The organism is Paenibacillus sp. PK3_47, from assembly GCF_023520895.1.
Lineage (GTDB): Bacteria > Bacillota > Bacilli > Paenibacillales > Paenibacillaceae > Paenibacillus_AQ.
In genome coordinates, this window is sequence record NZ_CP026029.1 from 1,819,239 (window position 1) to 1,840,691 (window position 21,453).

Consider the following 21,453-nt stretch of genomic DNA (forward strand, 5'->3'; position numbering starts at 1 on the left):
CTGCACGAAATACAATAGAACGAATTTTGTCACCTTATATGAGCGTTCTATTGCACAAAGTGAATTCATACTACAAAATACATTTTTCCGTCCGGAAATTTTGCGCGTTTCATCCACAGTGTTTCCATATTTGCCCTGAAGTAATAGACCTTATACACAAAAAAAAGGCCTGCGCTCCATCAGGAGGCAGACCGTTTACACTATATTTGTACTGAAACTCCGCTAAGTGGAGCAGAAGCCGTCGGCGGACTATCATCACAGGTGCCTCAACCCTGCACCGGCCCTTCAGCCGGAAGCAGGTCTGCGCAGACGCGCTCAAGATAAGGCTTTGCCCCCAGAAAATCGCGGAATGCGCTGTATTCACGCCATTTGGCGGCATTATCACCGCTGGCGCTTTTGACCGCACGGATCAGAATGTTCTTCGGCGTGTGCTCCATATCGATGAACTCCAGCAGTTGGGTGCGGTACCCCATGAGGTCGAGCAGCTTGGCCCGGATCGCATCCGTTGCCAGTGCAGAGAACCGTTCCTTGAGGATCCCGTGCGAGAGCAGCGGACTCAGCACATCATTCTCGATCTGTCCAAACAGCTCATGCTGGCAGCAGGGTACGGAGAGGATAACCGAAGCGCCCCAGCGTACTGCCTTTTCCAGTGCGGCATCCGTTGCTGTATCGCAGGCATGCAGAGTTACAACCATATCCACCTGATCCAGCTCGTTGTAGTCGGCAATATCACCGACCAGGAAGGACAGCTTGTCATAACCAAGTTTGCCTGCAAGTGCACTGCAATGCGCAATGACATCAGCTTTGAGGTCAAGGCCGACCACATTCAGCTCCCTGCGTTCACGGATGGCCAGATAGTGATAAAGCGCAAAGGTCAGATAGGATTTGCCGCAGCCGAAATCCACGATTGTCAGCGGCCGTCCTGCCGGCAGGTCGCCGAGCACATCCTCCACCATCTCCAGGAAACGGTTGATCTGGCGGAACTTGTCGTACTTTTTGGCCAGCACCTTTCCTTCGCTGTTCATGATCCCCAGCTCGACCAGGAACGGGACAGGCTCTCCTTCATCCAGGATATACTGCTTCCGGCGGTTATGGGCCAAATCCGGCGCTTCCTGCTTGCTGGGCGATTTGGTCAGGATGGATACCTTGTACTTCTTGCTGATCAGCACCTGATAATCAGCTTCTATTGTACAGAGCAATGCCTGGCGGAATGTCTCCCGGAGCAGGGTGAACATTTCCTCCGCAGCTTCTTCCGCCGGGATATTCCGGTGCTCCACCTTAGGTCCGACAGTATAAGCAAATTGATAATGCAGCTTGCCCTTAAGTTCAACCGGTTTGATCTGAACCTTGGTGAAGGAGGCTTCACCTTTGCTGCGCAGCTGGCTCAGGGTAGCGGTAATCAGGGTGCGGCCATTTATGACTTGTTCAACCAATTCTTTTAAAGATTCCACAGAGTACATCTCACTTTCGCAATTCAAAAATGGAGAGCTTGCCTCTCCTGAATGTCACTACATTATAGCATGAAACCATCCGCTGACCACCGTTACGGCCTGCCCGGACAAAGTTATACAATCCCCGCTGACTTCCAGCCGCAGAAAGCCCCCGCGTCTGGACGCCTGAAAAGCCGTCATTTGTGTCTTATTCAGCCTGGCCGACCAGTAGGGTGCGAGAGCCGTATGCATCGATCCGGTAACCGGATCTTCATTTACGCCGACCCCCGGAGCAAAGAAACGGGATACAAAATCCGCTCCTTCTTCTGCTGCTTCTGCAGTAACTGCCACAGCCCTTGGCGGAAGCTTGGCCAGCTGCTGAAAATCCGGGTTCAACCCCTTAAGGACAGCTTCATCCTCCAGAAGTACCAGAACATTGTCCGCATAGAGGACGGTTTCCAGCACCTGTTCCTCCCGGATTCCCAGCGCTGCTGCCAGTCCCGTTACCGGAGCAGAGGCAGTAAGCCCGTACGGGGGAAAATAAAGCGAAATCAATCCCTCAGATTTCCCTGCCCGGAGCAATCCGCTGCGGGTGTAAAATTTCGCTTCGGCAGCAGGCTCCAGGCGGCCTGTCTCCCACAGCACATGTGCACTGGCCAAGGTCGCATGCCCGCACAGATTCACTTCGACTGCAGGCGTGAACCAGCGGAGACGGTACCCGTCCGCTTCAGGCCAAAGAAAGGCCGTCTCCGACAGATTCATTTCCGCAGCCGTCCGGGCCATAAATTCCTCGTCCGCAGGGCCGTTCAGCAGGCATACAGCCGCAGGATTCCCTGAAAAGGCCCGGTCTGTAAAAGCATCAACAATAAAGATAGGCGAATTCAACGCGTCCCCGACTCCTCTTTTACTTCTGCTGTAAGCCTGCTCCATTCAATCTGGCCCTGCACCACTTCCTCCAGCGGGAGACCTCCGCGTTCCAGTTCCTCCGGCGTTTTGAGCAGCAGCCGCTCGTACAGCCCTTTTCCCTCATACACCACCTGCTCGCCCTGCTCCCAGAGCCTGTACAAGCTGTCTTCCGCTTTATCATAACGGCCTTCTTCTTCCAAATAGGACAGCAGCAGCCGCTCTGTTTTGACCGGCAGACGATAGCCTTCCACATCTTCCAGAAGCTCGCCGATTTCCTTTGTCATGTGCAGCAGCTCACGGTCAGCACCATGCTGATTGGCGTATAAAAACAAATGCAGCGAGCGCATAGCACGGAACAGCGCGGCTTCCTGATCTCCGGCTGCAGCATAGATGCTGCCTTCTTCCTTCAGCATCCGGGCTACCCCCTGAAGCTTATCCGATTCAATGACACCGCCCAGCCGGAACATCTCAATAATATCCTCTACCGACAAGGAGTTCAGCAGACGGGAGTTCAGACGGAAATGCCGGCCCAGCAGCTCATCCACTTCCCACAAAGCTTCTGTTGTTTTTTTCTCCTGCTTCAGGGTAAGCACTTTGGCAACCATAGCCGTCATATCCTCAATCATCCGGACAATATAATCTCTTCGGAACATCCTCTACACTCCTCACGAAAAGCTGTTTTATTGATTCTTATTCCTGTGTCCTCCATCTTAAACCATTCCACAGCTCTGCGCTACTGACGCCCTGGTTCCCCTTAATTTACTGTGTACTGTTAGTAATCATTGACAAAAAAAGAAAGGGTGAAATATACTGTTACTACCTACCGATCTGGATTACAGATCGAACTGAATCCCAGAACATTATCCATCTTAAACTTACAGAAAAGGAGTAATCAGCAATGTCAGATGTACAGAATGAACAGCCGTTTCAAATATCCCCCGAGCAGAGCAAGCTGCTGGAAAGTGCGCTGCGGATCAAGATTATGCATACACTCGCTGAAGAACCGCTGACCTCAAAACAGGTGGCTGAGAAGCTGGGCAAGACGCCGGGCAATATCCACTACCATATCGTGAAGCTGTATGAGGGCGGGCTGCTGGACCTGGTCCGTACAGAAGCGTCAGGCGGCATTATCCAGAAATTCTACCGTTCCAAGGCCACCTGGTTCCGTTCCGAGAATTTCAGCGGTTACCAGTTCCGGCCGGAAGACAAGGTTGAGCATTTTGTAACCCGGCTGACACTGTCTTCCGCAGAGCTGAAGGCGTTCCAGCAGGAAATGATGAAGTTCATCTCTTCCTGGGAATCCAGAGTTACAGAGGGCGATGAATATGGTATCGACGTTGTAATCGGCCGCCTGCAATCTAATGAAAACTGCATTGAACCGGAGGTAATCCCTTAGATGATCCCTTCAAGTACTGCTGAAAAGTCGAAAAGCCATCCGCTGAGCCGGTTTGCCGCTCCTTTTGCGAAGTCACGCGCATTCCCCTTCTTATGGCTGGGTAATCTGGTATCTTTCCTCGGAAGCTCAGTCACCATGGTTATCCTTCCCGTTCTGGTCTACTCGCTGACCGGTTCAACGACCACCATGGGTTTCGTAATGGCTGTCTACATGCTGCCCAATGTCATTATGCTGCCGGTTTCCGGACACATTGTTGACCGTTATGACAGGGTTAAAATCATGATGGCAGCGGACATCGCCCGCTTTGCTATAATGATCGTAATCTGCCTACTGTCCCTATCAGATATGCTGAGCATTCCGCTGCTCTATATTTTCATGGCCTTCTACGGTATGTTCGACGGATTATTCCGGCCGGCATATGCTGCCACCCAGGCCACGGTATTTACACCCGAAATCCGGATTACCGCCAATTCACTGACACAGATGAGTCTGCAGACGATAAGGCTGATCGGACCTACGCTCGGCGGGCTGCTTATTACCCATATGTCGGCAGGTGTCGGCTTCGGGCTGGCGGCTTTTACTTATCTGTTCTCCCTGGTCTGCCTGTTCTATCTGCGCAAAGTTCTCATATCCGGAAGAAAAGATACAGCTTCTGATGCTCCCACCGGGCTGCCGGAATCCCCTGGAGCCGCCGCTCCCGCTTCTGCAGACTGGAAAGAGGATTTTAAAGAAGGCATCGCCGTGCTGCGCAGCCATCCGTGGCTCTGGATCACTATTCTGACCTTCTCGTTCTTCAATATTTGTTATGCCGGAGTTACCAGTATTCTTGTCCCATGGCTCTTCAAGGTTCATCATGGCTGGGCTCCTTACATCTATGGATTAGCTGTTACATTCTCCGGTGCCGGTGCCATCCTCGCAGGCCTGCTGTACGGCATGAGGCACAAATGGGCCAACCGCGGCATAATGGCTTACGGCGGCATATTGATCAGCTGCCTGTCCCTGTTCCTGCTGCCGTTCGCTTCAAATCCGGGGGCAGCCATTGCCCTGTTTGCCATCGAGGGCTTCGGTCTGATGATTTTTGGCCTGATCTGGGAGATCAGCCTGCAGGAGCTTGTTCCCCCGGAAGCCTTCGGGCGTGTGGCCAGTCTTGATCTGCTGGGTTCCTTCGCCCTGCTGCCGGTCGGCTACATTCTGGTGGGCTGGCTGGCAGATCTCATCGGCGGCACAGCAACCATTTTTATCTTCACCGGGCTTGGCATTGCCTGCGCCGCATCTGTACTCTGCATTCCTGCTATCCGCAAATTTCAATAGAAAACAGCACAAAGAAGCAGCACCGCAAATTGGCGCGGGCTGCTTCTTTGTGCTGTATAGGTTCTGTCTTATACATTCGCCGACAGAATAAAATCCTTGATAATCTCCGACAGCCGCTGCGGAGCTTCATACATGCTCATATGTCCTGCTCCGGAAATTACGGCCTTGGTAACATTGGCACTTTCGGAAGTAAAGGTCCGTTCTGCAGGAACGATGCCGTCTTCTGCTCCGGCTACGAGCAGAACCGGCAAGCCGACAGCCGGGATAATCTCCCTCCGGTCAGGACGTTCCCTCATGGCAAGCGCTGCACCTGCCGCCCCACGGGGCGGTGTACTATACCCGATCTCCCTGGCCCTCTCCAGCAGCTGCTGCTCTGCACCCGGCGCGAACAGCCCCGGCACCAGCCCGTCAACAAAATCCGTAATCCCGTCATTCTGGATCGTACTGACACTTTTAAGCCGTTTCTCCCTGGCCTCCTCACTGTCAGGGTATCCTGTAGAGTGGATCAGTCCAAAGCCCTGCAGCCTGGAGGAATAACGCTCTGCTAAGGATAAGGCGATATATCCGCCCATAGAATGGCCGAACAGATAACATTTCTTAACTTCCAGGGCATCCAGCAGGAAAATCACGTCGTCAGCCATCTGGTCAATGCTGTATGGTCCTGCCGGAGCATCCGACGCCCCGTGACCGCGCAAATCCGGAGCAATGACGCGGTAGCCTGCGCCAAGATAAGGAATCACCTTTTCCCAATACGCCGAGCTTCCGCAGAAACCGTGCAGCAGGAGAATGACCTCGCCTTCACCCTGATCGCTATAGCAAATGCTGTTTCCTTCACATGTAACCTTTTCCATGAACGCACCCTTCTTTCCTTGTATGTTATTGAAGACCAAAACCTTGGGCGGCAGCGAAAGCTATCTGTTCAGCCATCCCCATAACTCTGTAGAGCGGTGTAGTCTGAATTGTGCGGTAAGGCCTTGGACCGTTCACATCCACAATTGCCGCCACACTGTAATTTCCCACTGCCGGTAATGACAGGCCCACAGACTGCGCCGGACGCAGCGGTTCCCCGGATACAAAATAGCTGCCTAATGCTGCCGGCGGTCCCAGGCACGCGTCAATGGCTACGACAATCTGTTCCGGAGCAATCCCCGCAGCCAGAGCTTCCAGATTATTGGCATCGCAGGGCGAAGGCAGCGTGCCTATTACATTCGGAAATCCCAGCTCCTGCAGCCTGCTGCCTGTCAGGGGTCCGAGCGCATCGCCTGTAGAACGGTCTGTACCAATGCACAAAAAGGTGACTTGTCCGGCTTTATGCCGGGCCGCAATGGATTGAAAGAAGAGCATCAATCCGGCAGCGTCTTTTTTTAACCTTTTCCTGCTCTCCTGCTCTCTGATTGCCAACTTCTTTCCCCTTCCTGCCAGTGATCCTGTGCGTTCTTTTTTTCTAATGTAACATGATTTCAGCAGTGCAGACAAAAAATTGGAGTTTACTTCCCGAAACATGATAAAATAGCTGAATTAATACACAGAGAGGACTGTTAACCCCCATGGATTTATCGCAACCCAGCCAGGAAAATGTGGAGTACATGATTGAGGGCATCAAGAGCAAGCTGAAGATGGCCAGTGCGGCAGCCATGCAGGCATCCGCTTTCTCAGTGGACAATTACGAGGACATTCTCGACATTTATGAAGTAGCCATGGGCAGTGACCGGCTCAGTATTTCGCAGGTAGAGGCGCTCGTCTCTGAGCTTGGACGGCTGCGGAACAAGTAATCAGACCATGAATAAGGAGCTCAGCTCTTACACATCCGCAAAGGGATAATGTAAGAGGGGAGCTCCTTTTGTTATTCAGGCACTATGGCAAATCTATGAGTACAATCTCCGCCTGCCCTTCGCTGCTGGTACCCTTGATCGTCAGATCACAGCTCTTGCGGACACGCGCGGCATCTCCGGACTGCAGTTGAAAGTTCCCTTCTGAACAGGAAATCTCCACATTCCCGGAAACGAGAAAGATATGCGTACGCCTGTCTTCACGCTGCGGGTAGTGCAGCTCCCTGTCCGTATCCAGCAAGGAAAGATAAATATTGGCGTTCTCATTGACTTTAAGAGCACCGTCTTCACCCGTTCCCGATACGACCGGCAGCAGCGTATTGGTTCTGAATTCGGCCGGGAAATGCTTGGCATCCCATTTAGGTTCAAGTCCCGGAGCACTTGGAAGCAGCCAGATTTGCAGAAACCGTACATTGCCGCTATCCGCCGGATTGGTCTCCGAATGCGTAATACCGGTACCCGCACTTATTACCTGTACTGTCCCCTCTTGAAGATCCGCCTGGTTGCCCAGATCATCGTGATGCCTTAATATCCCTGATACTACATATGTTATGATCTCCAGATCATGATGCGGATGCTCAGGCATACCCTGCTGAGGCTTCAGCTCATTGTCGTTATGAGCAAGCAGCGCTCCGAAATGCGCGTTGCTTGGATCGTCATAATCAGCAAAGGAAAAGCTGAACTCGCTGTGAATCCATTCTTTATTCGAAGTATGGCGTTCTGCTGCTGTTACTACTTTTATCATAGACCTTGCACCTCCATAGATGTTGGAACCTTCTCCTATATTAGGGGTATAGCTGCTCCTCGATTTAGATTGTGACAGGCGCTTTAATTATGTATTTCTTACCCGGTTCTTTTTGCAATCAATCATTGTTTCCTACTATATTATTCCAGTTGTTTTCTGCAGTTCTGTCTACAAACAGCTTTACAATGTTTGAAACAGATTATTTGTAAAGTCGCAAATATCTTTAATTTCATAAAATAAATTCATCATTATTCTATTATTCTCTATAATACTCCGGGAATCTTTGCCATTCTTTTCTGCTGTTTCAGGCTATACTGCAAAGTTTATATACGAAGTAAGAACATTCAGGCTACCCTGAACATCCAAATGACGGCAGCCGCGCAGAACTTTTGTAATAGACTGCTATGAGGCTGTCCATGATTTTGGAATACAATATTCTGATGAGGAGTGATTGGTGATGAATAAGGCAGAAACGGAACATCCGGTAGAAAGCGGCAGCACCTTCTTTAAAGGGATCTTTATTGGAGGACTGCTCGGAGCGGCTGCTGCCCTGTTGTTCGCACCTAAGCCAGGGCGTGAAATGCGCAGTGATCTGTCAGATAAGCTGTCGGTTGCAACTGACAAAACCAAAGAGGTTGCGGGTGTTGTCACTGACAAGACCAAAACGCTTGCCAGCACTGTCGGTGAAAAGGCAACGGACCTGGCCAGCACTGTATCGGCTAAAGCTTCGGATCTTTTCACTACAGTCACCGACAGCAAGCAGCAGATCGCTGCCACCCTGCAGGAGACCGGCAAAAAGGTCGGTGAAACGGTCAGCGAAGCTTCCAGCGATATTGCTTCCGACGTCAAGGATGCGTCCAAGGACGTTTCTGATGAAGCTAAATCCGCAACTAAAGATGTGTCCGATGAGACTAAATCTGCTTCCAAAGATGTAACGGATGAAGCTAAATCCACTTCTAAAGAAGTAGCGGATAAAGCCAAGGATGCTAAAAACGAAGTTGCCTCTACTTACAAAAGCTCCTACTAAAACACGGTGACTAACGGGTTGATTTAAAGTTGGACAACAGCCAGCTCACCGCAGCTGGCTGTTGTTATGAAAAATGCAGCTTCTTCTGATTCCGGAAGAAGCTGCATTTTATCACAGCCCTTGTGCGGGCTAGAGAAAGCAGGGACGCCTTATGGCAGAAACGGGCAGCAAAACCAAGACCTATGAAGTCGACGAGCATCCCTTCGAGCTGCGTCATGAGGTCAAGCGCTTAAATGCCAGACTCGATAAAATAGCCGATTCCTTAGAGAAGTCTGAATTTAAGGATATTCTGGAGAATTACACGAATCCCAAGAAACGGATTGTTACCAATCTTATGGCCGGCATATCACGGGGACTCGGACTTTCACTGGGGACCTTCGTCATTCTCGGTCTACTCGGTTATATCCTCAGTCTCTTCCTTGATGTACCGGTTATCGGCGAGTATCTTGGAGAAATCAAATCATACATTGATGCGAACAGCTAACAGCAGCTGTTCATTCTCTCTCCATAGCAGCTGTTTCATTCACCCCGCCTGCAGCCTAATGATCCGATTAGACTGCAGGCGGGGTGAATTGTTATGGCCTGTAACTATCCATGCTTATCCAACTAAAAAGGACATACCATAACCCGCGGGGGTAACAGCATGTCCTTTTTTGAGTCGGAAGACAATAAATTATCAATAGGAAGAGTTCGCCATGATCTGTTTCAGCTTCTCGGTAGCCCGTTTTTGAATCCGCGATACGCTCATCTGCGATACGCCCAGCTTTTGGGCAATGGCACGCTGTGACTGGCCGTCCTGGAATGCCAGGAGAAGCACCTGCTGCTCCTGTTCCTTAAGCTGGCCAAGTGCCTGCTGCAGGTCCATACGTTTCTCCACGGTTTCATAATCGTTGGCTTCAGAGCTGATAAGCTCACCGAGTGTAGCACCTGTCTCCTCCTGAGAGAGGGGTGAATCCAGCGAGACATAGTGATAACATTCCCTGCCGGCCAGCACTTCTACAGTTTCTTCGACGGTCAGATCCAGATACCCGGCAATTTCCTCTACAGCCGGAGAACGTTCCAATCTAATGGTCAGTTCATCGATAGCCTGCTGCACAAGGGCACCCTTTTCCTTAATCCGTCTTGGAACCTGTATGTACCAGGATTTATCCCGCAGAAAATTTTTCATATGTCCAATCATGCTCTTCATTGCATAAGGCTCAAACGGAATACCCAACGTGATATCGTACTGCTGGAGCAGCCGGATCAGCGCCATCTGCCCAACCTGATAGAGGTCTTCGTACAGATCCGGACGGTTCCGGGCGATCTTGCCGGCAGCCATCTTCACCATTGGTTCGTATTTACGGATTAGCACTGTAGCAATTTCATTATCTTTTGTCTGCTGGTATTCCCAGATCAGGCCTACCGCTTCACTCATGGACTCTGGGGGAGTCACGTTGTCATTCATACTTTCTCCTCGCTGAAATTAAGCCGTTTGGTCAGGGTAACGACTGTCCCTTTTCCTGCTTCACTTACAACGCTGACGTCGTCCATAAGCGCCTGCATTAAGTAAAAGCCCAGTCCTCCTACCTGAACGTCATTCAGCTCTTTGTCATGAAGCGTCATGCGGTCATCAGCCGCATCCAAGCCATCAAAGCTCTCCCCTTCGTCTTTGACGGTAATGGACAAGGCACTTGTTCCAACTTCAAAGATTACATCCACGAGTCCGTCTTCCTGGCCGTAGGCATACAGCACGGAGTTGTTACAGGCTTCCGAAACGGCTACCTTCATATCTTCAATATCTTCATACGTAAAACCCATTTTTGAAGCTATTCCATATAAATTCAATCTGACGATATCGACATATTCTGCGCTGGCGGGTAACTGAAGAATTACTTTTTGCACGTCATCATTCATCCTTTGTTCGATCCTTTCCTAGTGGGAATTCTCTTGGGGGGCAAAAAATTTGGAAATACCGGTCATATCAAAAAGTTTCTGTATTTGTGGCGGAACTTCAGCAACTGTGAATTTAACATCCATTCCGTGTCTTGCTTTCAGGATCGATAGCAGAATTCCGATACCGGTGCTGTCGATATATTTCAGATCCTTCAGATTAATAACAAGGTCAAGCCCCGTATCACCCACAAGCGGCTCCATTACCAGACGAAAATCGGGAGCTACCGACAAATCGAGCTCTCCAATCAGATAAACCGTACAAACATTGCCTTCAGTTTCGGTTTTTGCATGGAACTTTTCGCTTTTATGTGTATTCATAGACAATCTCTCCTGATTAAATGTTTTCTTTACCAATAACCCTAAAGGCATACTGTTGAAACAAAATATTGAGAAGTTGACGATGGTAATTAATGGCTCATGCCTTTTAAAGGGACGTTTTCTGTTCAAGCAACATAGTGTCTGCGCGTGAATAGCGGGCAATAACCTGTTTTACACTGCTCAGTTTCAATGGCTTGCTGATGTAACCGTCCATGCCTGCAGCCATGCAGCGGTTCTGGACACCCTCCATAACATTTGCAGTCATTGCAATGATTACAGCCTTCTCAGCAGACTGCCCGCCGGAAGTCCGGATCCTGGTAGTCGCAGCAAGCCCGTCCATTACCGGCATCTGCAAATCCATAAATATAAAGTCATAGGCAGACCGCTCTGCCATGTCTACAGCCTGTCCCCCGTCTTCGGCAACCTCTGCCTCAAAGCCCAGCTTGTCCAGCATACTGAGCATAAGCCGCTGATTAATCGGATGATCATCCACAACAAGCACCTTCCTGGGACCCTTTTTGGCTGCTGCGATCAGGCCATCCGCTTCATAGGTCTCAAAGCTTCCGTTCACCTCTTCATCCGGCAGGGAGGCCAGAATGGTAAATACAAAGGTCGCCCCCTTCTCCTCCATCGCTTCCACGCGGATTTCCCCACCCATCATCCCCACCAGTGATTTGCAGATCGCGAGCCCCAGGCCCGTTCCGCCGTATTTCCGGTTCATGGAGGAGTCGAGCTGGGAAAACGGCTGAAACAGCCGGTCGCATTTCTCCGGTGAAATCCCGATGCCTGTATCCTTGACCGTAAATTCCACCATCAGTTTACCATCCGCTGCAGGAACACTGGAGGCAACCAGATAGACACCGCCCTGATTCGTAAACTTCACCGCATTGGCCACAAGATTAATCAGCACCTGGCGCAGGCGCGCCATGTCCCCATAAATCAGCTTGGGCAGCTTTTGATCGATAAAATAAGCAAGCTCCAGGTTCTTCTTGCCTGCTTCCGCAGAGAACAGGCTGAACACTTCCTGAATGGTAGTCTGCAGCTCGAACAGCTGCTCTTCCATCACCATTTTGCCCGATTCCATCTTTGTGAAATCAAGAATGTCGTTAATCACGGTAATCAGCGTATCGGCGCTTTTACGGATAATCTCCGTATACTCTTTTTGTTCAGGTGCCAGCTCCGTCTCCATCAGCAGGTCAATCATGCCCACCACACCATTCATCGGCGTACGGATCTCATGGCTCATCATGGCCAGAAACTCGGTTTTGGCATTAGCGGCAATTTCCGCCTCTTCCTTTGCCCTGACCAGTTCACTGTTAATCTTCTCCAGTTCCTGCGTCTTTTGCTGCAGAAGCATGGACTGCATCTGATGCTGCTTGTTGGTCAGATACATGTTAACGAAGCCTTCGATTTTGGACTTCAGAATTTGCGGGATGAACGGTTTGACCATGTAATCAATCGCCCCGGCAGAGTAACCCGCGAACAAATGCTCAGCCTCTTTGCTGTTGGCAGAGATAAAAATAATCGGAATGTCCTTGGTTTTCTCCCTGGCCTTGATCAGCTTGGCAGTTTCAATTCCGTCCATACCCGGCATCTGAACGTCCAGCACAATGACTGCAAATTCGTATTTCAGTACGCACCGCAGTGCTTCTTCACCGGAATTGGCTTTGACAAGTTTATAGTGCTGACTCTCAAGCACAGCTTCCAGCGCCAGCAGATTTTCAGGACGGTCGTCAACAAGCAGTATATGAATCGGTTCTTGAACCCCCATAGGCCCCTCCTTACCCGCTATTTGTTCTTACGGTAAATTTTTTCTACTCTGTCCAGGGGCTCATAGCTGTCGCTGTACCTGGTGAAATGTATAGATTCTTTAGAACCGAGAACCAGCACGCCAAACCTGCTCAGACTTTCATGGAACAGGCCGTGTACATGGTCGCGAAGCTCGTCATTGAAATAGATCATTACATTGCGGCAAAATATAACATTAAATTCATTGAAGGAAGTGTCTGTGGCCAGATTATGCTCGGCAAAAATAATATTTTTACGCAAGTAGGGCTGCAGAATCACTGAGTTGTATTTGGCGGTATAGTATTCGGAGAATGCGCGGGTTCCCCCTGCTTCCAGGTAATTTTTGGTGTACTGTTTCATCTTGCTGATCTCATATACACCTTCTTTGGCCTGCTGCAGGGAGCGCTCATTCATATCTGTGGCGTAAATGCGCGCTTTGTCGTAAAGGCCTTCCTCATGGAGCAGTATAGCCATTGAGTAGACCTCTTCGCCAGTAGAGCATCCGGCATGCCAGATTCTGATGTACGGATAGGTCCGGAGAAGCGGAATTACTTTCTGCCGGAAGGTCAGGAACAGACCCGGGTCACGGAACATTTCTGTTACAGGAATTGACAGCGTGTAGACAAACCGCTCGAAGCAGTCACGGTCATGCAGCACCTTTTCCTGCAGCGCAGAGATGCTCGGAACATTCTCGGCATGAACATGATGCCATATCCGCCGTTTCAAAGAAGGCAGGGCATAATTCCGGAAATCATAACCGTACAGCCGGTGCACTCCTTCAAGAAGCAGTTCGATTTCGATCTGCTCCAGTTCCTTTTTGGTTCCGGCCAATTCCGCCGGCCCTTCTTGATCCCGTTCCATTGCTGTCATATATCGGACTCCCCTAATCCCTACCGTATTCCGGACTGGTTGTTGTTGATACTGTAAACCTATTACCCAAATTTCACGCTTACGAATACAGCCAGACACGCATTAATGAAAGAAGCTGATCCGTACTGATCGGTTTCTTCATATAATCGGAGGCTCCGGCCTCAATACACTTGACTCTGTCTTCCTTCATCGCTTTGGCGGTGAGCGCAATAATCGGCAGTTTCTGGAACTGCGGCATTTGTCTGATCAGACGCATCGCCTCATATCCATCCATCTCCGGCATCATCATATCCATGAGCACCAGGTCAAAGTCTTCCTTCTCTGACAATATATCCAGTGCCTCACGGCCGTTCTCCGCAAAGGTTACTTCCATATGGTATCCCTCCAGCACACTGGAGAGGGCAAAAACATTACGGATATCATCGTCGACAAGCAGTATTTTTTTGCCGTCGAACAGTTCTTCCTTATTGTGCAGCTTTTGCAGGATTTTACGCTTATCCTCCGGAAGGTTTGCCTCCACCCGGTGCAGGAACAGCGTTGTCTCATCCAACAGCCTTTCCGGTGACCGTACGTCTTTGATGATAATCGATTCTGCATATTTACGCAGTCTTGTCTCTTCTTTACTGTCCAGATCCTTGCCGGTATAAATAATAATCGGAAGATCATTCAGCGCTGCATCATCACGGATCTGGTCAAGCAGCTCAAAGCCGTCCATATCGTCCAGCATCAGGTCCAGAACCATGCAGTCATATTTCTGCTTGTGCAGCTCTTCAAGTGCATCGAGGCCGCCGGAAACCGCCGTAATGGCCACATCATCATGTCCGATAAGCTCCATAATGGACCGGCGCTGGATATCATCATCCTCAACAATGAGCAGACGCTTCAGCGTGCTGGCTGTATAGTTCTCAATCTGCGAAAAGGCCCGCTCAAGCGCTTCTTTGGAAGACGGCTTTCTTAAGTATGCCATAGCTCCCATCATCAGGCCCTGCTTTACTTCATCATTCACAGAAATGACATGTACCGGAATATGGCGTGTCTGCGAGGAGCCCTTGAGCTCCCGGAGGATGGACCAGCCGTCTGTAACCGGCAGCTGGATATCAAGTATAATGGCATCCGGCAGATAGGACTTGGCCATGGCGAGTCCGATATCCCCCTGCAGGGCTACCAGCCCCTTGAACCCGCGGGTGCGGGCCATATCGAGCAGGATCTTGGCAAAGCTCTCATCATCCTCGACAATAAGCAGAACCTTGTCGTTCGGAACCAGCCCTTCACGGTCATCCTCAATCACTACAGGTGAGAGTGCCAAAGATGCATTTCTGCCGGCTTGCACAGGCTGCAACTGCACACCATACTCTGCCAGTGACATCTCCTTTGCGGCTGCAGCCTCCACAGCGCCCGGCAGCAGGCTGTAATAGCCTTCGACCGGCAGATAGAGCGTAAACGTGCTGCCTTCTCCCTCACGGGTCTCCAGGCCTATACCGCCGCCCATGAGCCGGGCCAGCTCGCGGCTGATCGATAAGCCGAGACCTGTACCGCCGTATTTCCGGCTGGTTGTTCCATCCACCTGCTGGAAGGCTTCGAAAATAATGTCCATCTTGTCTGACGGAATGCCGATGCCGCTGTCTTTCACGGCCATGGCAATATAGTCATAATCCTTAGGCAGGTAAGACGGCAGCTGTTCCGGATCCGCATGGCTTACCGAGAACTCGATAAAGCCCTGGCTCGTGAATTTGAAGGCATTGGAGAGCAGATTACGGAGAATCTGCTTCAGCCTGTGGCTGTCGGCATAAATATTGTCAGGCAGCGGCTCATCAAAGGAAAGGCGTAAAGACAAGCCCTTCTTGACAGCCTGCGGAGCAAAATTCTGCTTCACGAAGGTCTTGAGATCCGTCATCGGGATTTCTTCATAGTTCAGCTCCATTTTACCGGCGTCAACCTTGGAGAGATCCAGAATTTCGTCTATCATCTTCAGCAGATCGGCACCGGACATATAGATGGTATGCGCGAATTCCACCTGCTTCTCATTCAGGTTGCCTTCTTTATTCTCAGTGAGCAGCTGGGAAAGAATCAGCAGGCTGTTAAGCGGAGTCCGCAGCTCATGGGACATATTGGCAAGAAATTCCGATTTATACTTGCCGGTAATGGCCAGCTGCTGAGCCTGCTTCTCCAGCTGGTTGCGGGCATGCTCGATCTCATCTTTCCTCTCCTCGACTTCCTGCACCTGCTCCTCAAGGGCCCGGGTCTTGGCTTCAAGCTCAATATTGTAATGCTCCAGTTCGCCCTGCTGGCGCTGCAGCTGTTCTTCCGAACGCTTAAGCGCATTGGTCTGTTCTTCCAGGTTCTCATTGGAACGGCGGAGCTCCTCCTGCTGTGTCTGCAGCTCTTCCGATTGGCACTGCAGCTCTTCAGTCATCGCCTGGGATTCGCGCAGCAGCTCTTCTACAACCAGTCTGCGGCTGATATTATTCAGAATAACCCCCAGATTATTGACCAGCTGGTGCAGAAGTTCACTCTGGAGCGTCGAAAACGGTGTAAACGAAGCGAATTCAACAACACCGAGAAGCTCGTCCTCAAATAGTACAGGATAAATTGTGATGTTGCCGGGATGGGAATTCCCAAGTCCGGAGGATACGGAAATGTAATCCGCCGGAGCTTCAGTGAGCTTAATCGGCTTTTTGTCGAGTGCACTTTGTCCAACCAGCCCTTGTCCGATTTCGAAGCTTTCTTTTGGAGAAGCCCCTTCTTCACCGGCATAAAAGGCAGTGCTGACAAGCAGATCAGGATTGTTGCGGTCCTGAAGATAAATCGCTCCGTACTGGCCGCCCAGCACAGGCGTAAACTCACTGATAAAGGTCTGTGACACCTGTTCCAGTGAATTCACACCCCGCAGCAGCTCAGTAACCCGGGCAATATTGGCATTGAGCCAGGCCTGGTCACTTTGCGCCTGCGAATAAGCCTTTTCCAATTCCTGCTTCTGTTCAATATCCTCGGCCATCTCCTGGAATACACGGGCAACATCACCAATTTCATCCTTGGATCTGACTTTAATCCGCCGGATGGCCTTCATCTTGCCGTTGCCAAAGCTTGTAATCATCATGGATACAACATTCAGGCCGCGTGTAATACTAGGAATCACCCACAAAATGACGCCAAGTCCAAGGAGCAGTCCCAGCACCATAATCATCATCACCATCTGGATAGAACGCTCAGAGGCCACCTGGGCCTCGTTGGTCAGTTCTGACATCTGGTAGGCATTGTAATCAGACAGGCTGTTCAGGCTGTTCAGCACTTCGTTCTGAATGTCCTGTCCTTCGGCGTTGCGGTACGTGTTGGCATTCTGAAAATAACCGGCTTCGAGCATATTAAGCGCCTTGTTCTGGTAATTCAGATAGGAATCATAGGCTGTCACTATCCGGTCCAGCATCTGCATCTCTTCCACCGTGGTCATCGAGTCTCTTATTGTCTGGAGATAATTATCCGCTTTGCCGGTTTTTATTAAAATTTCATCCTTTTGCGAGTCAATGGTCAGCGTATCTGCATTAAGCATCGCGGTAGTCAATATGCGGGCCATATCGTTAACTTCCCCCCGGAGTCCCGAAGAGGCGCGGCCCTTGTCATATCTTGCCTGAAAGCTGTCAAGCTGATGGTTCATATAATTAAGCCGGTCATACCCTATCGTGGTAAGAACCACCATAATGGCCAGCATGGCTCCAAAGCCGATCAGCAGCTTCGCCTTTATTTTCATTTCCTATTCCTGTCCTTTCTTCAGCGAAATCCACACCAGACACTTGTCGTCATCGCGCTCCTGTTCAGGTTCATCAATGAAGAAAGCCTCCCGCATAGGTGCTTCATCCCATCCATGCCCCCCGTTCAGATTCCGGACCATGAACTTCAGCTGTTCCTCCTGGTCTCCTTCAGCCATTTCCAGCAGGCCGTCGGTGTACAGCACAAGATGTCCGTCTTCCTCATAGCTCAAGGTCTGCGGCTGAATATCGATCCGGTCAAAGAGGCCTACAGGATGACAATTGCTCTCCAACAGCACCGGTGTCTTGGCATTCCCTTCAAAGAACAATCCTGGCGGATGACCTGCATTCACATAATCAATCCGTTTCAAGCGGGTATCAATAACCATATAAATGGCTGTAAAATAGTACTGGACCAGCTGCTTCTCAATATAGAGCTGGTTGAAACGCCTGTTCAGCTCCTGGATTACCTTCTCAGGCTCGACATAGGTCGTTACGGTATCCTTCAGTACGGAGGCCAGGAACATGCAAAAAAGCGACGAGGAAATGCCATGGCCCATCATATCGAGCAAAATCACAGCATATCTTCCATCGCCCAGCGGGTACCAGGCATATAAATCACCGGCCAGCTCAAAGGATGGCTGGTATATCGCGTTAACTTCAAACCGCTCATCTGTAATAGGCAGGCTTAGTACGGCGCTTTGCACAAGCGCAGCGAGCTTCAGCTCATCCTGTATCCGCTGGTCCCGCTCTTTGTGCCAGTCCTTTTCGCGTTTGAGCCTCAGCGCCAGCCGGATACGGGCCATAAGCTCAACCTTGTTAATCGGCTTTGTTACATAATCCACTGCCCCTGCATCCAAAGCTTCGGCCAGTTTTTTGGAGTCGCCGACAGCCGTAACCATAATGATGGGAATATCCTTCAAATGCTCATACTCCTGAACGACACGGCAGGCTTCAATTCCATCCATTTCAGGCATCATCATATCGAGCAGAATCAGGTCTATATCTGACTGCTGCTTGCCGCCCTCTCCATCTGCGGAGCCGATCCCCAGCAGCTTCAGCATTTCTTTGGCGGAAGATGCGGTAATAAAATTCCGGTAATTTTCTTTTTTGAGGATCTCACGGATGATGATTACATTGGTTGGATTGTCGTCTACAATTAATATTCTCAAGCTTTCTTCACCTCGCACGATTAGTAGTATTAGAGCCTTCAAATCCCGCAAGTCCATAGTTCTATCATACGATATTTATCCGCTCTATTTCCAACTCTCTATAAATTGGCAGATCTGCCTGTAAATACACCGACCTTCAACAAAGTAACCTCCAGCTCCACTAACAGCAGTGGGACTGGAGGTTACGCTATTGGCTATAGCTTCATGAAGCGTCACTGAAAGTGCTACTCGGATTTTCTTTTGGCGATTACGAGAACCTTGCCCTTATCGAGCTCTTTCTCATAAAATCTGGCTTCTGCTTCACTAAAGCCCAAAGATGTAATTTTGAATCTTAGTGCATCTCCGCGTGAACGGAACAGATTGGCGATTGCCCCAAACAGGCCTTCTTCACTAAGACCTACCTCATTGGTGTCAGCTGCATCAATAATGCGGCCTTCACGGTCCTGATCATGACTGATGACATACAGGTCATCTTTAACATAGCCGCTGTCACGTAGCGAATTCACTTCTTCGATCGCCTGAACACCGTTCTCCAGCAGCTTGGCATACGCCATAGTACCGATTGAATCCATGAAATCACACTCCTTAATATGAGGTAGAGGAATATACCAAAAAAAGATACTGTATGCTCATTACCCGCTTTTACTGCGGGTGAAACACTCAAGAAGAATTTCCGTCAAATAAATCAATGCCTGCCCATTCTCCTGTGCCGGCATTACGGTAAATTTTCAAGGCATCGCTTCCTCTTAAGTAAACATCGCCGTCTTCGGCAACAAAATCCGGGGAGCCTAGCAGCTCGCGTATCTTATCCTGCGCAGGGTCAATCTCCCTGCCGTTCAGCTGCAGCCCGAATTGCCCGGCCTGTTCTGGCGTTACATGAACGTACAGGACGGCCCCGCTGCAAATGCCTGCTGACATATCAGCGTATACATATTCAAGGCACTCCTGCCAGGGATCGGAAGCAACTGATAGCGGCTCGCCTTTCACCCTGACCAGCTCTTCCTCCGGCATGTAGAGGGAAACTCCTGCCAGGGATTCAAAGCTTTCTATGTAGGGGCTGGACCCCAGGCTGTGTTCGAACGCGAGCACAACCTGGGGCTGCACCGTGAAGAGAGCGGCAGGAACAGACTCATTCTGCGGGGACGGAGAAAAGTATGGGGAAAGCAGACTAAGCAAGAGAACAAAAATATTCATGTGTACCATCCCGCCTTTCTTGATGTGCATCCGCTAAGAAGTGAAAGCCCTGCCGTTCTTATAATTTTCTCTAATGATTAACGGCGGAATTTCTGCCAGATTGAGGCTGCAGCATCTACGCCTTTCAGCGCCAATGCTATTTTTCCCGCACCTTTGTTTGCATATGCTGCATCATAGGATTTGACTGTACGCTCTTCAGCAGGTGTCAGCTGGGCATTGTCGATGGACACCGCTTTAGCCTTATCCTTCAGTTCGCGCGATTTGCGGTATTTCTCAATCACGGTTACCGATGCCTGTTTGACCGTCAGTGTCAGTTCGTTCATCACATCACCAAGGTTCTTGACAGAATCTACAATCGGATCAATCTTCTGAATCTTGTTCTGAACATCTGCGGTAATGTCATTGGCATGTCTGACGGTGGTTTTGACTTCATAAGTAAGCTCATCAACCGTCTTTTGGACTTCCTGCAGAGTCTGGCTGACCTTGTCGAGGGATTCCTTCGCTGAGTTCAAGGTTTTAATTAAAAAGAAGACAAGTACGGCGAATGCAACGGCAGCTAGTGCTACACTAAGTTCAATGATCATCATAAAAACCCCTTCCACATCATAAATTGTCGGCTTGCTCTGCCTTAATACTGCATAGTTACCCTTACGCCAATAGGCCGAAACAACAGGTCAAGCGCCTTAAAGACCCGCTTCTCCCCAATTGTTTCAAAGGAAGTCGTACCGTTTAAACATTGACTACACCACCATACAGAAAGGATGACATCCCATGCTGAAATGGTCAGTAATTCTGCTGTTAGTTGCACTGATTGCTGGTGTATTCGGCTTCTTTAATATTCTTGTAGGCGCAGCCGTTACTGTTGCCAAAGTATTGTTCTTCCTTTTCCTGGCCTTGTTTGTCATTTCACTCTTCACCGGACGCAGGGGAAGATCCATGTAGCGTATCTGGAACCCTGTCTCCGATTTATATCTTTGTGCGAAGCTTCGCCGGTCTGCAGATTTGCTGCGGATACAGGTAAGTTTGGTCCGGACTCTCCCTTGGGGGAGTTCCGGGCTTTTTTATGTAATCGGGCTCCGTCATCCTGTTCCTCCCCTTCTTATTCATATATCTTATTCATCATCCTGAGACTATATTATACAACTGGGAGAAGGATAGGTTCTTGGCGGCGGAATGAAAAGATATAATAAAAAATAAAGTGGATGGTTCACTCCCGCCACTTTTTGTTTACATGCTTATTAGCACAGTGAAACATGGAAAAATACCACTAAATCAAACCACACTAGGAGGAATCATTTATGAAAAAATTAGCCAGTCTAACAGTAGCATTAGGTCTTATGGCCTCCATCGCCGCAACTGCTTCTGCAGCAGAAGTGACAGGTACAACTACCGATGCCGCAACAACAACCCCAGCAACAGTAACCGGCAGTGCTTATGGAGACCAATTTGAAACAGTAATCACACCAGCGGATATCAAACCTGCGACTCCTCAAATTATCCTGACCAAAGCAACTCCATTCCACTTTTCCATGGACAGCCTGACTCCGGCTGGCTGGCTGAGTGCGCAAACCATTGATACAACAGGAAATGTTATGACTGATACTTGGGGTAATGAGTGGAGAGAAATCTATACATGGCTGGGTAAAGCATGGATCAAGGTTCCTGCATCCGCTTATGTAATCACTCCATAAGAATCGATACAAGAACCTCTGAATGCTATGAATCACGCCCTTTGAGGGCGTACATACACGCGGCCGGCGGACGATTTGTCCGCCGGTTTTTTTGGACA

At 49.8% G+C, this 21,453-nt stretch carries 23 protein-coding genes; 7 read left to right on the forward strand and 16 right to left on the reverse strand.

Going from position 1 to position 21,453, the window contains the following annotated elements; all coding sequences use genetic code 11:
• Nucleotides 1–266: 266 nt before the first annotated feature.
• Genes C2I18_RS08235 through C2I18_RS08245 form a run of 3 tightly spaced genes read right to left on the reverse strand, consistent with a single transcriptional unit; the run spans nt 267 to nt 2,989 of the window.
• The gene (locus C2I18_RS08235) at nt 267–1,460 is read right to left on the reverse strand and encodes a class I SAM-dependent methyltransferase (RefSeq protein ID WP_249900749.1); all 1,194 of its coding nucleotides are present in this window, start codon (nt 1,458–1,460) and stop codon (nt 267–269) included.
• 48 nt (nt 1,461–1,508) lie between these two features.
• Entirely contained in the window at nt 1,509–2,315 is an 807-nt protein-coding gene (locus C2I18_RS08240) for a PhzF family phenazine biosynthesis protein (RefSeq protein WP_249900750.1), read from the reverse strand.
• Complete coding sequence (locus C2I18_RS08245; protein WP_249900751.1) at nt 2,312–2,989, reverse strand: DUF6483 family protein; 678 nt, start codon at nt 2,987–2,989, stop codon at nt 2,312–2,314. Before C2I18_RS08245 ends, C2I18_RS08240 begins: the two co-directional genes overlap by 4 nt.
• Nucleotides 2,990–3,234: 245 nt before the next feature.
• Here C2I18_RS08245 and C2I18_RS08250 point away from each other — a divergent pair, with 245 nt between their 5' ends.
• On the forward strand, nt 3,235–3,732 hold the full coding sequence (locus tag C2I18_RS08250; protein WP_249900752.1) for an ArsR/SmtB family transcription factor: 498 nt from the start codon (nt 3,235–3,237) through the stop codon (nt 3,730–3,732).
• Nucleotides 3,733–5,043, forward strand: a complete 1,311-nt coding sequence (locus tag C2I18_RS08255) for an MFS transporter (protein WP_249900753.1) — start codon at nt 3,733–3,735, stop codon at nt 5,041–5,043.
• A 68-nt stretch (nt 5,044–5,111) separates the two neighbouring features.
• Here the strand turns inward: C2I18_RS08255 and C2I18_RS08260 are convergent, their stop codons facing one another.
• On the reverse strand, nt 5,112–5,894 hold the full coding sequence (locus C2I18_RS08260) for an alpha/beta fold hydrolase (RefSeq protein ID WP_249900754.1): 783 nt from the start codon (nt 5,892–5,894) through the stop codon (nt 5,112–5,114).
• A 25-nt stretch (nt 5,895–5,919) separates the two neighbouring features.
• Nucleotides 5,920–6,444: a spore protease YyaC gene (gene yyaC / locus C2I18_RS08265; protein WP_481857899.1), complete on the reverse strand. Its 525-nt coding sequence runs from the start codon at nt 6,442–6,444 to the stop codon at nt 5,920–5,922.
• A gap of 146 nt (nt 6,445–6,590) precedes the next feature.
• Between yyaC and C2I18_RS08270 the strand changes: the two genes are divergently transcribed.
• Nucleotides 6,591–6,815, forward strand: a complete 225-nt coding sequence (locus tag C2I18_RS08270; RefSeq protein WP_249900755.1) for a DUF1128 domain-containing protein — start codon at nt 6,591–6,593, stop codon at nt 6,813–6,815.
• 82 nt (nt 6,816–6,897) lie between these two features.
• Here the strand turns inward: C2I18_RS08270 and C2I18_RS08275 are convergent, their stop codons facing one another.
• Complete coding sequence (locus C2I18_RS08275) at nt 6,898–7,617, reverse strand: pirin family protein (RefSeq protein ID WP_249900756.1); 720 nt, start codon at nt 7,615–7,617, stop codon at nt 6,898–6,900.
• Nucleotides 7,618–8,074: 457 nt separating this feature from the next.
• Between C2I18_RS08275 and C2I18_RS08280 the strand changes: the two genes are divergently transcribed.
• Both C2I18_RS08280 and C2I18_RS08285 read left to right on the forward strand, forming a co-directional pair.
• Nucleotides 8,075–8,644 carry a YtxH domain-containing protein gene (locus tag C2I18_RS08280; RefSeq protein ID WP_481857900.1) on the forward strand — a complete coding sequence of 190 codons (570 nt, stop codon included), beginning with the start codon at nt 8,075–8,077 and terminating at the stop codon, nt 8,642–8,644.
• Nucleotides 8,645–8,795: 151 nt separating this feature from the next.
• Nucleotides 8,796–9,128, forward strand: a complete 333-nt coding sequence (locus tag C2I18_RS08285; RefSeq protein WP_249900757.1) for a DUF5665 domain-containing protein — start codon at nt 8,796–8,798, stop codon at nt 9,126–9,128.
• A gap of 192 nt (nt 9,129–9,320) precedes the next feature.
• Here the strand turns inward: C2I18_RS08285 and C2I18_RS08290 are convergent, their stop codons facing one another.
• From C2I18_RS08290 to C2I18_RS08335, 10 genes are all read right to left on the reverse strand, one after another.
• Nucleotides 9,321–10,091 (reverse strand): sigma-70 family RNA polymerase sigma factor, encoded by a 771-nt coding sequence (locus C2I18_RS08290; RefSeq protein ID WP_249900758.1) that lies wholly within the window; start codon nt 10,089–10,091, stop codon nt 9,321–9,323.
• Nucleotides 10,088–10,540, reverse strand: a complete 453-nt coding sequence (gene rsbW / locus C2I18_RS08295; protein WP_249900759.1) for an anti-sigma B factor RsbW — start codon at nt 10,538–10,540, stop codon at nt 10,088–10,090. Before rsbW ends, C2I18_RS08290 begins: the two co-directional genes overlap by 4 nt.
• Nucleotides 10,541–10,558: 18 nt before the next feature.
• Nucleotides 10,559–10,897, reverse strand: coding sequence for an STAS domain-containing protein (locus C2I18_RS08300; protein WP_249900760.1), 339 nt, complete (start codon nt 10,895–10,897; stop codon nt 10,559–10,561).
• A 106-nt stretch (nt 10,898–11,003) separates the two neighbouring features.
• Nucleotides 11,004–12,668, reverse strand: a complete 1,665-nt coding sequence (locus C2I18_RS08305) for a response regulator (protein WP_249900761.1) — start codon at nt 12,666–12,668, stop codon at nt 11,004–11,006.
• A gap of 17 nt (nt 12,669–12,685) precedes the next feature.
• Nucleotides 12,686–13,555 (reverse strand): CheR family methyltransferase, encoded by an 870-nt coding sequence (locus C2I18_RS08310; protein WP_481857901.1) that lies wholly within the window; start codon nt 13,553–13,555, stop codon nt 12,686–12,688.
• Nucleotides 13,556–13,634: 79 nt separating this feature from the next.
• Nucleotides 13,635–17,300 carry a response regulator gene (locus C2I18_RS08315; RefSeq protein ID WP_249900762.1) on the reverse strand — a complete coding sequence of 1,222 codons (3,666 nt, stop codon included), beginning with the start codon at nt 17,298–17,300 and terminating at the stop codon, nt 13,635–13,637.
• A 3-nt stretch (nt 17,301–17,303) separates the two neighbouring features.
• Nucleotides 17,304–18,470 carry a SpoIIE family protein phosphatase gene (locus tag C2I18_RS08320; RefSeq protein ID WP_249900763.1) on the reverse strand — a complete coding sequence of 389 codons (1,167 nt, stop codon included), beginning with the start codon at nt 18,468–18,470 and terminating at the stop codon, nt 17,304–17,306.
• A gap of 224 nt (nt 18,471–18,694) precedes the next feature.
• Nucleotides 18,695–19,042 carry a YflT domain-containing protein gene (locus tag C2I18_RS08325; protein WP_249900764.1) on the reverse strand — a complete coding sequence of 116 codons (348 nt, stop codon included), beginning with the start codon at nt 19,040–19,042 and terminating at the stop codon, nt 18,695–18,697.
• Between the two features lie 88 nt (nt 19,043–19,130).
• Nucleotides 19,131–19,664 (reverse strand): hypothetical protein, encoded by a 534-nt coding sequence (locus tag C2I18_RS08330; RefSeq protein WP_249900765.1) that lies wholly within the window; start codon nt 19,662–19,664, stop codon nt 19,131–19,133.
• A gap of 77 nt (nt 19,665–19,741) precedes the next feature.
• Nucleotides 19,742–20,248 carry a DUF948 domain-containing protein gene (locus C2I18_RS08335; RefSeq protein ID WP_481857926.1) on the reverse strand — a complete coding sequence of 169 codons (507 nt, stop codon included), beginning with the start codon at nt 20,246–20,248 and terminating at the stop codon, nt 19,742–19,744.
• Nucleotides 20,249–20,435: 187 nt separating this feature from the next.
• Here C2I18_RS08335 and C2I18_RS08340 point away from each other — a divergent pair, with 187 nt between their 5' ends.
• Both C2I18_RS08340 and C2I18_RS08345 read left to right on the forward strand, forming a co-directional pair.
• Nucleotides 20,436–20,606 (forward strand): DUF1328 domain-containing protein, encoded by a 171-nt coding sequence (locus tag C2I18_RS08340; protein ID WP_249900767.1) that lies wholly within the window; start codon nt 20,436–20,438, stop codon nt 20,604–20,606.
• A gap of 356 nt (nt 20,607–20,962) precedes the next feature.
• Nucleotides 20,963–21,355, forward strand: coding sequence for a hypothetical protein (locus C2I18_RS08345; protein ID WP_249900768.1), 393 nt, complete (start codon nt 20,963–20,965; stop codon nt 21,353–21,355).
• Nucleotides 21,356–21,453: the final 98 nt, after the last annotated feature.

Bases quoted from the DNA above. Each gene is read 5' to 3' on its own strand.
- C2I18_RS08235 (WP_249900749.1), bottom strand. From the start codon at position 1,460: ATGTACTCTGTGGAATCTTTAAAAGAATTGGTTGAACAAGTCATAAAT.
- C2I18_RS08245 (WP_249900751.1), bottom strand. From the start codon at position 2,989: ATGTTCCGAAGAGATTATATTGTCCGGATGATTGAGGATATGACGGCT.
- C2I18_RS08250 (WP_249900752.1), top strand. From the start codon at position 3,235: ATGTCAGATGTACAGAATGAACAGCCGTTTCAAATATCCCCCGAGCAG.
- C2I18_RS08255 (WP_249900753.1), top strand. From the start codon at position 3,733: ATGATCCCTTCAAGTACTGCTGAAAAGTCGAAAAGCCATCCGCTGAGC.
- C2I18_RS08260 (WP_249900754.1), bottom strand. From the start codon at position 5,894: ATGGAAAAGGTTACATGTGAAGGAAACAGCATTTGCTATAGCGATCAG.
- C2I18_RS08270 (WP_249900755.1), top strand. From the start codon at position 6,591: ATGGATTTATCGCAACCCAGCCAGGAAAATGTGGAGTACATGATTGAG.
- C2I18_RS08275 (WP_249900756.1), bottom strand. From the start codon at position 7,617: ATGATAAAAGTAGTAACAGCAGCAGAACGCCATACTTCGAATAAAGAA.
- C2I18_RS08280 (WP_481857900.1), top strand. From the start codon at position 8,075: ATGAATAAGGCAGAAACGGAACATCCGGTAGAAAGCGGCAGCACCTTC.
- C2I18_RS08285 (WP_249900757.1), top strand. From the start codon at position 8,796: ATGGCAGAAACGGGCAGCAAAACCAAGACCTATGAAGTCGACGAGCAT.
- C2I18_RS08290 (WP_249900758.1), bottom strand. From the start codon at position 10,091: ATGAATGACAACGTGACTCCCCCAGAGTCCATGAGTGAAGCGGTAGGC.
- rsbW (WP_249900759.1), bottom strand. From the start codon at position 10,540: ATGAATGATGACGTGCAAAAAGTAATTCTTCAGTTACCCGCCAGCGCA.
- C2I18_RS08300 (WP_249900760.1), bottom strand. From the start codon at position 10,897: ATGAATACACATAAAAGCGAAAAGTTCCATGCAAAAACCGAAACTGAA.
- C2I18_RS08305 (WP_249900761.1), bottom strand. From the start codon at position 12,668: ATGGGGGTTCAAGAACCGATTCATATACTGCTTGTTGACGACCGTCCT.
- C2I18_RS08310 (WP_481857901.1), bottom strand. From the start codon at position 13,555: ATGACAGCAATGGAACGGGATCAAGAAGGGCCGGCGGAATTGGCCGGA.
- C2I18_RS08315 (WP_249900762.1), bottom strand. From the start codon at position 17,300: ATGAAAATAAAGGCGAAGCTGCTGATCGGCTTTGGAGCCATGCTGGCC.
- C2I18_RS08325 (WP_249900764.1), bottom strand. From the start codon at position 19,042: ATGGATTCAATCGGTACTATGGCGTATGCCAAGCTGCTGGAGAACGGT.
- C2I18_RS08330 (WP_249900765.1), bottom strand. From the start codon at position 19,664: ATGAATATTTTTGTTCTCTTGCTTAGTCTGCTTTCCCCATACTTTTCT.
- C2I18_RS08335 (WP_481857926.1), bottom strand. From the start codon at position 20,248: ATGATCATTGAACTTAGTGTAGCACTAGCTGCCGTTGCATTCGCCGTA.
- C2I18_RS08340 (WP_249900767.1), top strand. From the start codon at position 20,436: ATGCTGAAATGGTCAGTAATTCTGCTGTTAGTTGCACTGATTGCTGGT.
- C2I18_RS08345 (WP_249900768.1), top strand. From the start codon at position 20,963: ATGAAAAAATTAGCCAGTCTAACAGTAGCATTAGGTCTTATGGCCTCC.